General features: G+C 36.7%; 14 protein-coding genes and 1 tRNA gene. 3 read left to right on the top strand and 12 right to left on the bottom strand.

What is annotated here, in order from left to right:
- Positions 1-2: 2 nt before the first annotated feature.
- Positions 3-389 carry a hypothetical protein gene (locus tag AACH28_RS16330; RefSeq protein WP_281047765.1) on the bottom strand — a complete coding sequence of 129 codons (387 nt, stop codon included), beginning with the start codon at positions 387-389 and terminating at the stop codon, positions 3-5.
- Between the two features lie 196 nt (positions 390-585).
- Between AACH28_RS16330 and AACH28_RS16335 the strand changes: the two genes are divergently transcribed.
- Positions 586-864, top strand: a complete 279-nt coding sequence (locus tag AACH28_RS16335; protein WP_341831004.1) for a hypothetical protein — start codon at positions 586-588, stop codon at positions 862-864.
- Positions 865-1,108: 244 nt separating this feature from the next.
- On the opposite strand, the gene AACH28_RS16340 is transcribed toward AACH28_RS16335, so the two are convergent.
- The 6 genes from AACH28_RS16340 to AACH28_RS16365 form a co-directional block, all read right to left on the bottom strand.
- Positions 1,109-2,029, bottom strand: coding sequence for a restriction endonuclease (locus AACH28_RS16340; protein ID WP_341831005.1), 921 nt, complete (start codon positions 2,027-2,029; stop codon positions 1,109-1,111).
- 11 nt (positions 2,030-2,040) lie between these two features.
- Positions 2,041-3,378, bottom strand: coding sequence for a S8 family serine peptidase (locus tag AACH28_RS16345; protein WP_341833124.1), 1,338 nt, complete (start codon positions 3,376-3,378; stop codon positions 2,041-2,043).
- A gap of 99 nt (positions 3,379-3,477) precedes the next feature.
- A complete protein-coding gene (locus tag AACH28_RS16350; RefSeq protein WP_157698597.1) occupies positions 3,478-4,500 on the bottom strand; it encodes an IS5 family transposase in 1,023 nt (340 codons plus the stop codon).
- Positions 4,501-4,603: 103 nt separating this feature from the next.
- Entirely contained in the window at positions 4,604-5,581 is a 978-nt protein-coding gene (locus tag AACH28_RS16355; protein ID WP_341831006.1) for a hypothetical protein, read from the bottom strand.
- A 90-nt stretch (positions 5,582-5,671) separates the two neighbouring features.
- A complete protein-coding gene (locus AACH28_RS16360; protein WP_341831007.1) occupies positions 5,672-5,968 on the bottom strand; it encodes a hypothetical protein in 297 nt (98 codons plus the stop codon).
- On the bottom strand, positions 5,961-6,947 hold the full coding sequence (locus tag AACH28_RS16365) for an ATP-binding protein (RefSeq protein WP_341831008.1): 987 nt from the start codon (positions 6,945-6,947) through the stop codon (positions 5,961-5,963). Before AACH28_RS16365 ends, AACH28_RS16360 begins: the two co-directional genes overlap by 8 nt.
- Before the next feature lie 243 nt (positions 6,948-7,190).
- Between AACH28_RS16365 and AACH28_RS16370 the strand changes: the two genes are divergently transcribed.
- Positions 7,191-7,260, top strand: a tRNA-Lys gene (locus AACH28_RS16370).
- Positions 7,261-7,504: 244 nt separating this feature from the next.
- On the top strand, positions 7,505-7,969 hold the full coding sequence (locus AACH28_RS16375; protein ID WP_046673283.1) for a response regulator: 465 nt from the start codon (positions 7,505-7,507) through the stop codon (positions 7,967-7,969).
- Between the two features lie 99 nt (positions 7,970-8,068).
- Here the strand turns inward: AACH28_RS16375 and AACH28_RS25540 are convergent, their stop codons facing one another.
- From AACH28_RS25540 to AACH28_RS16400, 5 genes are all read right to left on the bottom strand, one after another.
- Positions 8,069-8,185, bottom strand: coding sequence for an ATP-binding protein (locus tag AACH28_RS25540; RefSeq protein ID WP_407073619.1), 117 nt, complete (start codon positions 8,183-8,185; stop codon positions 8,069-8,071).
- Positions 8,146-9,156: a response regulator gene (locus AACH28_RS16385; RefSeq protein WP_407073620.1), complete on the bottom strand. Its 1,011-nt coding sequence runs from the start codon at positions 9,154-9,156 to the stop codon at positions 8,146-8,148. Before AACH28_RS16385 ends, AACH28_RS25540 begins: the two co-directional genes overlap by 40 nt.
- Positions 9,157-9,238: 82 nt before the next feature.
- Positions 9,239-11,389, bottom strand: coding sequence for a 7TM diverse intracellular signaling domain-containing protein (locus AACH28_RS16390; RefSeq protein ID WP_341831009.1), 2,151 nt, complete (start codon positions 11,387-11,389; stop codon positions 9,239-9,241).
- A gap of 9 nt (positions 11,390-11,398) precedes the next feature.
- Positions 11,399-12,163 carry a methyltransferase domain-containing protein gene (locus AACH28_RS16395; protein WP_341831010.1) on the bottom strand — a complete coding sequence of 255 codons (765 nt, stop codon included), beginning with the start codon at positions 12,161-12,163 and terminating at the stop codon, positions 11,399-11,401.
- Positions 12,163-12,972, bottom strand: a complete 810-nt coding sequence (locus tag AACH28_RS16400; RefSeq protein ID WP_341831011.1) for a hypothetical protein — start codon at positions 12,970-12,972, stop codon at positions 12,163-12,165. Before AACH28_RS16400 ends, AACH28_RS16395 begins: the two co-directional genes overlap by 1 nt.
- Positions 12,973-13,027: the final 55 nt, after the last annotated feature.

Here is a 13,027-nt window from a genome sequence, read left to right on the forward strand (position 1 = left end):
GATTAACAGAATTTCGGAGGTTTCCAGATGGCAGAAAGGTAATTGTTATCAGAAAATGTATCGTCCAAAGGCAAGGTTTTGGGTTCTTTGCCTACAAGTTTTTTGGTTTCTATATCAAAACTAAAAGGGGGGGCAAGTACAAAACTGATATTCAAAACATTGATATGTACGATAAACGGTAATTGTTTGTCTTGTTCATAATCGTCATCGTGTGGATGGTTTTCCAGATGGTTCCCGGCGTAATGAACTTCCAAAAATTGCAAAACAGTAACCTCCGGATTTTTTTCTTTGTGATCGAAATAATGCTCTATAAGTATAGGAAACTTCAATAACTGACCTAATTCAGTTGTCGAAATTAAATACACAGACAATAATAATATTGAAAACATTTTTTTCACTTAACAAAGTTAATAAAAAAGTCTGCTCTCTTTTATAAGACGCTGTAATTTAAAATATTTCAAAATAAATGATTTAAAAATTCAATATTATCCCTCCTGTATCAAATGCTGTAAATTCGGGTCGTTCTTTATACGCTCCATTTCACTTTCCACGATATGAACAATGTCTAATTTTATCTGACGATAATTGTTCTCAATATCCCGTTTACCGATTATCATTTATTATGGAGATAATATCCCCGCCAAGCTCGAGGAGGATAACCCCGGAGCAGATGAATGGCGTGCGCGACTTGAAATGGCTAGAATATGGGCGAAAACAATAAACAAATATGGTGGGGATGCAACAGTTGTCCACCTCCCCGAAATTGGTATCAAAGGTAATACGCACTTTCCATTTTCAGATTTGAATAATATCGAAATAGCAGAATTAATGTCAGAATGGCTGAAGGAGAAAGGGTTTGATTAGCTTTTACAAAAATTATTTGTTATAAAAACCGTCACAAATACGTCACAGCCCCCTATTTTGGAATTTGAAAAATTGTTCGTAAATTGCTCTAGCAAGCAGGAAACAAAGATTTTTACTCCTGCTGAGGTGTATGGTCCTATAGTCTCAAAATCTATGGGTCGTTAGTTTGAAATCTTACGCAAATTTATTAGAAATTTAACAATGAGATTTCAATAAGTTGTTAAATTTGATTTTTATATAGTATTTAAAGTTTTTTTCCTACTCCAATCCTTACCTCTAATATTTTATTCTCTTTTATTAAACAGACTTGAATCCTTTCGCCGTTTGATAGTTCATAATGGATATTTGAGAAACAGAAATCGTCATAGTTCTTTGGTTCCATACATGCATGCCCAAGAGGATTCATTACACCAAAAAATTTCTCTGTCTCAAATTCTTTCATAACCGGATACTCCCAGTTTTGAGCAATTTTAAGATGTGGTACCAAAAAATCAAATGGAAAATTCTCTTTTGATTGTATTGGTATTAAGTCTTCATCTATGTAATACTGATCCAAAGCATCTTGAGAGATGAAATAAGCATGCCAAATAAATCCTAGTTCCTGATAATCCAATTTGCCAAAATCTAAATTTTCATATAGATCATATAGTGCTTTTGGGCTTGGCAAAATGTGGTGAGATATCCACTGTCTCATCAAGCTTCTAACAAGCCTCACATGATCATCCGCAAAATATTTATTAATTAGATCTGGGAAAAGCAACAGTCTGTGTTTTAGAAACTTCCCTTCAATAATATGAATCTTGAAATTTTCTGTATCCTGAGCTTTTATCAGCCATTCACGAGCTGATGTCGTAATATATGAAGAAACGATAAGTAAGAAATGGTCTGCTTTTTCTACCCTTGCCCAGTTTATTTTCTCAACGATTTGATCCAAGGATAATCCGCTACTGTATCTTTTGCATTCAATAAACCATTTTTCTTCATAAGGAGAAACAATAGAATCTGTTATATACCGTCTCGCCTCAATATCTCTGCCGTTGTCTATTCCTCCCTGTCTCCAAGACATCGTATGAAAGTTAAACTTAACTAGAATATCATAACACAATTCTTCAAACTGTTTCCAGTCCAAACGGTCAAATTCTATCTCACTTTCATGGAATATCATATTAATACCTTTTAAATCCTTTCACGGATACGTTGTTGAAGTCGCAATTGTACCTCTTCATATATCATAGTATCAACATTTTCTTTGATTTCCAAAGTAACGGTAAGAGCGTATTTAATAGGCTCCGTAATGGATAGGCCAGAGGCATCTTCTCGACAGCTTACTTTAATATTTATTGTATCCCCATCTTGAAATACATCTGCATAGTGCCCCTTAAGTATATCATGTTGAACAGTTCCTTTCCGTCCTAATTTAAAGTCGTGACTATTTCTTGAAAGTGATAAGTGACCATTATTCTCCAAATTATCAAAAAATAAATGAGCTTTCCTATATTGTGCTGTCTTAAAATTTAACGGACTTAACCAAGCTAAGGTTATTGTCAATTGTTTATCAATATTAACCGCGGCTAGTGATGGAGGTAATGGAAAAGAATAAATATGTGCATTTTGATCCTTTCTGGTAGTTAGATTCCCAAATCCTATTAATGTAACTCTATGGTCAGTACAATATAATATTTTTTCACTATTAACACTTCCATAACCTAGGTATGGATAAATGTTTCTTTTAACAGTTTGAGGAGAAACGCCTGGTACATTACGTATAATTTGGGCAATTATGTCTTGAGCATTTCCCCAACTACCTCCATGTACAAGCAAAGCTTTAATGATAACAGTAAAATATTCTTCTTGAATTTTTTCATTATCAGGTAACTCCTCGTTGAGTTCCACTAACAATTCATATAATTTCGCTCCCAGATTTGAAGTTAACGCAGCTGCATTACTAGTTCCCGTTAAATATCCTACTTTTCGGGTATCTCCGACCGCACCTGGCATCGCTACGAGATTTCCAGGAGGGTAATTTATTGATTCGCCATTTTCAATCCTCAAATATGTTTTTTGTGGATTGGTTTGGCGTAAGTGTTTTCGAAATAGATGTCTTCCTCCAGGCATTAAAATATCTGGTTTTATAGAGTTATTATAACCAAAACCAATTCTACTTATTGGGCTTAGTAAAAATGAGCTTGTTAGCAAGCTTCTCCTCTGCGGAAAATTAAAATCTCCATGGCTATCATGATGGGAACAGCCGACAGTTAATGAGTTTATCGACTCAGCAGGCGTTAGAATTTTTCTGTCAAAATTATCTTCAAGAATCTTTTTAAGCGTCGCTGTCTCTAAATCTTGAAATGTAATTTGATCAAAATCTGCTGAAGGAATATCTAAAATAACATCATCGACTTTGTTTCCTGCACTTATTATAAATAAAACATTGTATTTGTAAGACAACCAATCTATCAGTTTTGCCCAAGTACTGATAAAGACCGTTGCAAAATAATGTTGATATTTTCTGATCGGTTATTTTTGCTTTTTTTTGCAGTTTTTTTCGATTTGGATTCGGAAATCTAGTTGCGTTTTCTTGAAAAATCCTCTTTTTGAGGCCTTTTCAACTGCTTAATTTGTGTTTTTTATTGCATTGGACACAAGTATCCCAGGTGATCTGTAAAGATTGTACGCCATGGCTTCCATTAGATTTTGTGTATGCATTTTGGCGATCCCCTTATACCTTGCACAGCTTGAGTTGAACCATCGCCGGATGCTCCCGAAGGTCCGTTCAACTTTGAACCTGATCTTGCCGATCAGTTTGTTTCTTAACTTCTCTCTTTCGGTTAACGCTGTTCCTTTCTTTGCCTTATGCAAGATCCTGCTTTTTAGCTTTCCTGATTTGATCAATTCCTCATTTTTAGAGGAACGATATCCCTTGTCAGCATAGATATGGATGCCCTTTGGAAGGTCAGCCGAAGATATTACCTGTTGAAGATTGGCAATTTCATTTACATTTGCTGGAGTGGTTACCACGCCCAGAACCAGGCCTTCTGTATCGGTGACATAATGCTTTTTATAGCCATAACGTGTTTTCCCAGCCTTCTTTATCCAACGAGCTTCATGGTCAACACCCGGGCTCTCTTGTTGGATCAATAACTGTTCACTATTCTCTTTATCCAGCTCAGAATCTTCGCGAGGATGTTCACTACGGTCACTTTCGATCTCGTAAATAACTTTGCCTTTTGGTTTTAGCGGAGAATCAACAATACTGGCATCAACGATAGCTCCACGTTTTACCAATATTTTATGTTTATTCAACTGCTTGTTCAGCTCCTTGAATAGATTCTCATAAACACCCTTTTCTGTCAGCGAGCTGCGAAAACGGCTAATAACACTGTGATCGGGAACCGAATCGTCCAAACTGATGCCAACAAAGCGACTAAAGGAGATACTGTCGTTTATACGGTCTTCTACTTCGTAGTCACTCAGACCATACCAGGTCTGTAGAAGTGTCATTTTGAAGAGGACAAGACCAGAATAACTAGGGCGTCCCATTTTGCTTTCCCCTTTGTGGTAATGCTTGTTGATAATATTTGAAATCGGATGCCAATTTACCAATGTATTGATCTGATCGAAGAATTCCTGCTTGATTTTCCGTCTTTGAACCATGTAATCAACAAAGCTAACTTTTTCTGTCTTTTCCATACCTTAAATATAACGAAAATCAACAAGAAACAAATTAAAAACTTGAATATCAATAAAATAAAAACCAAACACTTTTGCAACGGTCTTTGATATTATTATGAAATGGGCGGAATGGATCTCCTATCGAAAAATTAATCAGTTTAACATTTTTTGCAGTTGGTGGATTTCCATTTTCACCTTCGAACATTCTCTTTACCGCTTGGTGAATAATATCGATCGGCAATTTGTCATCAGGCAAAAATTCTCCAGCGGATTGATCATTGGCTGATGGCTTAAGGATAGGTCTTACATAAATAGGTCGAGTAAGAGGAGTTGACTTCTCGCTCAAATCTCCATTAATAATTAAAGAGGCCATAGCTGTTCCATGAAACCTCCTTTGCACTAAATAATTATGCACAAAATCGTCGGGATCATCTATTAATATCTTCCCTACTAAAAGATCATGATTTTCAATAGGTAGTCCATCAAATAGAGCGACGACGGGATCTAACTCCAATTCTTTGGTTGGTATTTCACCTTCGTAATCAATAAGTTCAAGTTGTTGTTCATGATTAAATATTGATTGGCCAACTGGACGGAAAAATAATATCTGCTGTGACTTTAAAAAAGCGACGTTTGTATTTTCAGTCAAATCATTAAAACTCGCCAAAGGTGCTTCTGCAATGAAAGCGTGGTACGCTATTTCTGGAAGGATAACACGAGAGGTTTCTAGAACTCTTCCATTATTCTGTTCCACTAACAATTTTACTTCTTCAAAAGCTCTTGTGTCTTTTGTAACATTATGTTTATAGGCTAACTCTATCTCAAATTTCACAGGATCTACTTGTAACTCTCTCATTTCATTCAAGTATTCTTCCAAGCCAGTATCATAGATGCGATCGGTAATACTATAAGGGCGAATGTCTTTTAATCGCTCAAAGAGGATTCTAAATCTACCCGTATTTCGTGCAAAATTTTGGTTTTCTTTATCTAATTTATACTTTTCCCAATAAGTTCTCAGCTCTCTTAATGCGTTTTGGTTCGTCATTGTAAGAAATAACCTTGCTCCGAAACGCTTATCTGAACGCTCCCCAGTCTTACTGTCTACTATGTAAAAATCTTCATCAGGTTCGATTTCTCATTGTAGTTCCCCCAAGAACTCCATTCCGGGAGTGGCTGCTACCGCTCGAAAAAAGTCATTTAAATCTCCTGCGACTTCCAATACTAATATCATTTCCGCAATGAGATTGTTTGGATTTGCCCCGAGATAAGCGGTCTGGTTTTCCAATACGCGATCTAGTTCAGAAATACGATTCTCAAATTTTACAATTTGAATTTCTTTTTGAGGATATTTTACATTCCCTATAAATGGTTGTAAGGCATCTCTAGAGCCAGATGAAGCTTTAGGAAATATTAGTAGCGGTTTTTTAGCCATTTCTTAATTGGTACTTATTGGATATCTGAGTTAAAGATTCTTCAACAATTTTTCTAACATCTACTTCAGGAAGCGACAATATATATTTTCTTTGTATATCCAATACAAATTCTTCAATTTCAGAGAAACTTAAGCCATCCAACTTTCCCGAAATCGTTTTTAGAGAATGTTCTAATTTATATTGAACACGGGTTTCAAACTTTCGCAACCAGTTTTCGATCATTCTTTTATCTGGTCTTTCAAGTTCTAAACGAACTTGAAAACGCCTCCAAACAGCCCGGTCTAATAATTCAGGATGATTTGTAGCCGCTACCACTACAACATAGCTTGGTAACCGATCAATTTGAAGAAGAAGAGAACTAACTACACGTTTAATTTCACCTGTTTCGTGTGTATCGCCACGTTCTTTACCAATAGCGTCAAACTCATCAAAAAACAGGACACATTCTTGCGTTCTTATAAAATCAAACATCGCCTTAAGCCTAGATGCGGTTTCGCCTAAGTAACTACCAATAATTCCATCGTACCGTATGACATAAAACGGAATCATAAGTGATTGCGCAATTGCTTCTGCTAAAGATGTCTTGCCATTTCCTGGTTCCCCTGCCAATAGAATTCGATTTCTAGGTTCCAAGTTGTAAGATCGTAATAAATCACTTCTATGGTGTTCCTGAACTACTTCGTCAATTATATTCCTATTTTCTTGTTTTAAAACTAAGTCTTCAATTGATTTGTTGGGATAAATTCTGAACAAGAAGCTTTCTAGTTTTTCATTAAGTAAATTTTTTGGAGCGAATTTAGATTCCTTATCTTTTGAAAATCTCTGACTGTTTATTACTTCCGTTAATTGGTCTGCAACTATATGATGTTGCTTGTTCCGTTCCTCAGCAATCAAAGACTCAACAACTTTAATAAAAAGGTTGTTATCACCAGTGCTTCCAGCTTTAACTAGTTTTAGTAATAAATCAGCCCGTGCCATTGAATATAAATTATTAATTTTTGTTAAAGTTATAAATAACCAAGATAATATAATAATTGGTATTGAATAATAAAAAACATTTTAAAATCTTTTATGGTATTCTAATAACCAAATTCGTTTATAGCGGATCATAATTTATTCTTCACCATGACTAAACCGTCACAAATACGTCACAGTCACAAATTATGAATATTGAAAAATTGTTTATAAATTGCTATAGCAAGCAGGAAATAAAGATTTTTAGCCTTGTTGAGGCACGAGGTACAACAGACTCTTAATCTGTGGGTCCTGAGTTCGAGCCTCAGCGGGGTCACTTTCAAAAAAGCCGTTTTACAAATGTAGGATGGCTTTTTTCAATACAAGTTGGATTATTTTCCCTGTGCAGCTATTAACTTTAAATCGTTTTTCTAATGTTGAATGTTATAATCATCGGATAACGAATCCATTATTTTTATCAGCTATCCCGTATTATTTCTGCTAGGAAAACATAAAACTCTTTAATCTGTTATTAATTCAGCGAATTTATTACGTAAATTTGTATTTCAGACGATAAGCTTATGGAAGACAAGAAGATTTCGATATTGTACGTTGACGACGAAGAAAACAATCTGTTTTCTTTTAAAGCGACATTTCGACTAAAGTATAAAGTGTTTACGGCAATTAGTGGTGCCGATGCAATCGATATTGTCAAAAACAACCAGATACATATTATCATTACTGATCAACGTATGCCGGAAATGACCGGTGTAGAGTTTTTGGAAGAGATTATTAAGATCAATGCAGCCCCAATGCGTATCCTTTTGACAGGATATACGGACATGGCAGCTGTCGTTGATGCCGTTAATAAAGGAAAAATCTTTCATTACCTCAATAAGCCTTGGAGCGAAGAGGAGCTCGATCAAACGATTCAACGCGCTTATGATGTCTATGCTGAGCGTCAAAAGATTGTGGAGACTAATTCTCAGCTTGAGACTTCAAATGATCAGTTGGAGTTTCTGTTGCGACAAAAGCTACTTTCCTAAAAGATTATAATTTTAGGAAAGTCAACTTTTATTTAAATTGTCTGCTTGCTTTGTGATACCCTTCGCTACAATCGTATAGGATTGCCGAAAGTGAAAGGATTATTTGCTCGGTATGACGACGGTAAAGGTTGTACCCTGATTGGGTTGTGATTGTACTTCGATTTTCCCTTGTAGTTTTAAGAGTGCATTCTGAACATTATAGAGCCCAAATCCCATGCCTTTCGCTTGATCACTGGCTCTAAAGAATAATTTAAAGATATCTTCAACATACTCTGGAGATATATGCCTATTCCGTTGTCACTCACCATAATTTTAGCTTTACGTTCTGATACGGATACAGAGAGTTTGACGTACTGGTTTTCCTGCCCTTTACGTTGATATTTAAAAGCATTAGAAAGAAGATTATGCAAAATCAGTTCTAGAAGTGCTTTGTCTCCGCTAAAGGTTTCTTTTTGATCCACTGAAATTTCAAAAGCCACATCCTTATTTTGCGTATACATGCTGTAAAACTGGCGTATGTTGCCAAAGAGCTCTTCGAAATTTATCGCTGACAACATGAGTTCTCCTCTTCGTAAAAGATAATAGTCTCGCAGACTGTCAATATAAGCATCTAAGCTGACCAATGAACTATCCATTAGTGATAACAACTCATGAATACGATCTATGCTGTCAAATTCTAAACCAAGTTTCACCGCAGAAAGAACCCCTGTCAATGGATCACGAAGATCATGACTAACACTATATGCGAATTTATCTAATTCATCATAAGCTTTTTGTAGCTCTTGATTCTTAACTTCTAGCATAGAGTTTGCAACATAAAATTTATTTGCTTCTTCTATAGCGGAAACGATTTCTTCATTCATCCAGGGTTTTCGGACAAACCTAAAAATATGGCCCTTATTAACTGCATCAATTACAGTTTCCATATTGGCATAAGCCGTTAAAAGAATACGGATTGGTTTTGGAAAATCTTTTTTAATGCGGTGCAAAAAATCGATGCCCATCTCATCCGGCATACGTTGGTCACAGAAGATAATACGGATATCAGGATGAGCATGAAGGATCGTTTCGGCCTCACTCGTATTGGATGCTGTATGGATAGCGTAATCGTATCTAAAGTTCGCTTTAAAGCTAACCAAATTGTTTACTTCGTCATCGATATATAATATTTCAAGCTCCCTCTGCATAATTTTATTATATGGTTTTATTCCCTTACAAAAGATATGAAAAAATAATAGTTAATTGAACTATTTTCAGTTTATAGTGGTATTAATTGTTTTGTTGAATTGGAATGAGGAGTGTAAAACTTGTGCCCTGTCCCACTTCTGAATCTACAATAATCTTACCATGATGTTTCGCAATGGTATTATAGGCTATGGACATTCCCAAACCAGTACCTTCGCCAACGTCTTTTGTTGTAAAAAATGGTTCGAATATCCGTTCATGAATTTCTTTTGGAATACCTATACCATTGTCTGCGATTTTGATAAAGACGGAGGTATTATCCGCGTGAACTCCGGTCTCAATCCATATTTTACCACCAACATCGTGATTAAACTTCTTATTCACGGCGTAAATAGCATTTGTCACAATATTCAAAAAGACCTGATTGAGTTTGCCGGCATGACATTCGACCTTTGGCATATCACCATAGATCTTATCAACTTCAATCGTGTTATTTAATAAACTATTGAGGATAACCATTGTTGACTCCAACCCCTCGTTTAGATCTGCAAATTTTAATGTATCCTCGTCTACGCGCGAGAAGATCCGCAAACTCTTTACTATTTCGGCCGTCCGGTGGGCTCCATCGTGCATTCCTTTTAATAGAAAATCTACCTCTGTTTTCAGATATTCTATATCCAGGTCATCTTTGAATTTTTTGATCTGAGATTGCTTTTCAGTATCGGATATCCCCTCTTGAAAAGCGATACGTTCCACTTCCTCCAGCGTTTCCCAGAGCATCTTAATATCACGTTTTAACGGAGCGACATTAGACGTAACAAAGTTAATTGGGTTGTTGATCTCATGCGCAACCCCAGCAGTTAATTGACCAAGGGAGGCCATCTTCTCGGCTTCGACAAGTTGAGACTGCGTTTCCTTTAAGTGAGTAAGAGTGGTTTGTAGAGACTCATTCGATTCTGTTAATTCACGTGTCCGCTCATCTACTTTTTGTTCCAATACAATATTTTGCTCGCGTATCAACCTCTCGTTTTCTAACGAGATTGCTAATTCCCTGACTTGTGATGCTTCCTTTTCTTCTTTTAAAATATTGATACTATAAGCTAGACCGAAGGACAATAGGGCCATCTCCACAACAGATGCAATTTGTACAGCATTGCTGGTAAAATCGTTATATTTTAAGATGCCATAGTCTTTCAGTAAAAACACGACAGAGCCTAGTAACAAAATTGTCCAACCGTAAACAAAATATTTAGCCGGTTTATAGCCATTTATCATGACACGATAAGATAAATAAAGAACAAATAAGGACCCAGCCCCTGTTGTTAGTTGCATAACCATGAACGCTGGTTGTGTCAGGTTGAGCAGTGTAAGAAGGCTGCCAATGACAAAAAGGGTGATAAAAACAGTAATCACACGTCTTGATCGAGGAGCATTTTTCGGTAATTGAAGAAATGAATCTGCAAAAAGAAGTGCGCATAAGCCTGATAAACAACCAAATATAATAGGACCCTTTGTTGCAAAATAAGTCCAATTTGGCCACAAATACTGAAAACTATAACCTTTAATACCCATTTGTGTTATTCCTGCACAAAGAACATAAAGGACATAATACAGATAGCCTCTTTCACGAACAGAGAAAAACAGAAATAAATTGTATATCGCCATAATGCCGACAATACCAATATAGATGCCGCTTAACAAACTATCGTCATTCATCTCTTTTAAGAAACTGCGCTCGTTACTTAAATAGATAGGGAGAATAATCTGTTCCGTACTTTTTATGCGAAGAAAAAAAATGGTCTTCTCATTTCCAGGTAATTGGATGTCGAATGCATAATTAGGGACCTTATATTTTCTAGCCGAAAAAGATTGATGTTCGCCTAGCTTGATCGAGTTATAATGCCCGTTTACTGACGGTACAAAAAGTTCGACCTCATCCAAGAGAGGATAGGCGATTTCGAGCAAGAGTTCAAGCTTTTCTTTGCCCTTGTTTGTCACGGGCAATCGAAACCAGATGTCAGCGGGTGATATGCCCAAATTAGGAACCTTGCTTTCTACCGATTGAAAGGAGGAAGCCGAAGTGTCTGCAAAGTTAGGTTCGCCTTTCCCAGTATAACGCTCCAGACCATACCCGATCAATACACGCTGTGTCGGTTGATCGATAATAACCTCTCCAAAACAAGTTGAACTGCACGTAAAAATAAATAAGAAGATCAAGTTAAGCCAGCATTTCATCACTATACGCTATTTTGTTGCTTCGGCAATAACTAAATTCATAGAAACAAGGAAACAACCCGCTTCATCAGCTTGATCCAATGTGTTTTGAAATTCCTCCATTTCAGCTGTACTTAACTTCTCTTTTTCGACCATCTCCAAAAGAACTTTATCTAAGAAAAGATAGCGGTTGGCCTCTTCTTTTGAACGGGCTACCATACAGAATGTTTGCAGTTGTACTTGTTTAAAGCCTTGAGACAATAAGTCTGAAGTTAATTTATTCCCAGCCCAGCCATTGTTGACTTTTTCTTCGGTCAAATAATGACATATCTTAGCCTCAATGTCAACATGCTTGCTATAAAACGTCAGGCTGTTCCAAATCGTCTCAACGATCACTAAGGGTTGACCTTCACGCAAGACACGGTGAACCTCAGCAAACATTTTTGGCGCTTCCAGTAGATGTTGTACAACGCGTTCCATTCTAATGCCAGAAATGGAATTATCTTTAAAGCTAAGTTGATAAACCTCACCCTGAACAAAGTCGACGTTCTTTACCTCTGCACTGCTTGTTGTGGCATGCTCGATTAAGGCCTTATCATGATCCAATCCAACGACAAGTACATTATTACCCAGCATATTAGCCAAATTGATGGCATCCATTCCAGTTCCACAGCCAAGATCGACGACAACTCCCTCTTTAATCGTATTAAAAGGAGTATATGAATGTATTTTTAATTGTTTAAGAAAATCACCGGTATCCATTAAATAGCCGGCACCATAATGTTTAGTGTCCATTATAAGATATTTAAATTACGATCATCTGGTTTATGATCTAATGATGTATGTTTCAGATTTTTAATAATTTCATTTAAATCCCATTGATTGAGATTCGGAATATCGATTTGATAATGAATTTCAATCTCCTTATTCCGTAAAGTTTCTATGCGGACAATATTAGAATTATTACGAAGCGACAAAATTGCATCTTTGTTTTCTTGATCGGCTTCGGTCAAGGTGTCTAGATTGCGCATAATCATTACGGTAGCCAGTAGATCCAGCTTCGGATAATAGAATGTACCATTATTTCCAACACTTGTATCAATGCGGTAGCCAACACTTTCTGCCAATTTCACTGTATAAGGAGCACATAAGGCAAAGAGTGATTTAATGCCAACTTGGGTACTAATAGCAGCACCAGCACGAGTTAAAAATATGCTTCCAATGCCATAACCGGCAATTTGCCTGGAGTTCCATAGTCCACAACCTTCACCTGTCCCTTGTTGTGCATAATCATATACAAGGTCTAGTATTTTGGCATCCATTGCTCCTGTGGCCTGTTCAATCGGAAGTGGTTCACTCCCTCCAGATACGTGTATGCGTACTCCACCATAGACCTTATCGCCATCAAGGGATTCTACAATCAATACGAATGATGCGGGATTGTACATCCAGTCATTTTTGGAAGAAGTTACTTTCTTTACGCCTATAGCAGTTAACACGTGCGCGTGTCCTTCTATGAAACGTTCACAGGTTTGGGGATCGTCGATAGCCCGAAATGCTCTTAGTCTTACTACTGGACGCCCGTCGTTGAATAATAATGCCACCGGATGCTTTGATTTATCGTTTAAACGCAAAACTAATCAATTAAATGCAAAGGTG

The organism is Sphingobacterium thalpophilum (genome assembly GCF_038396785.1).
Lineage (GTDB): Bacteria > Bacteroidota > Bacteroidia > Sphingobacteriales > Sphingobacteriaceae > Sphingobacterium > Sphingobacterium thalpophilum_A.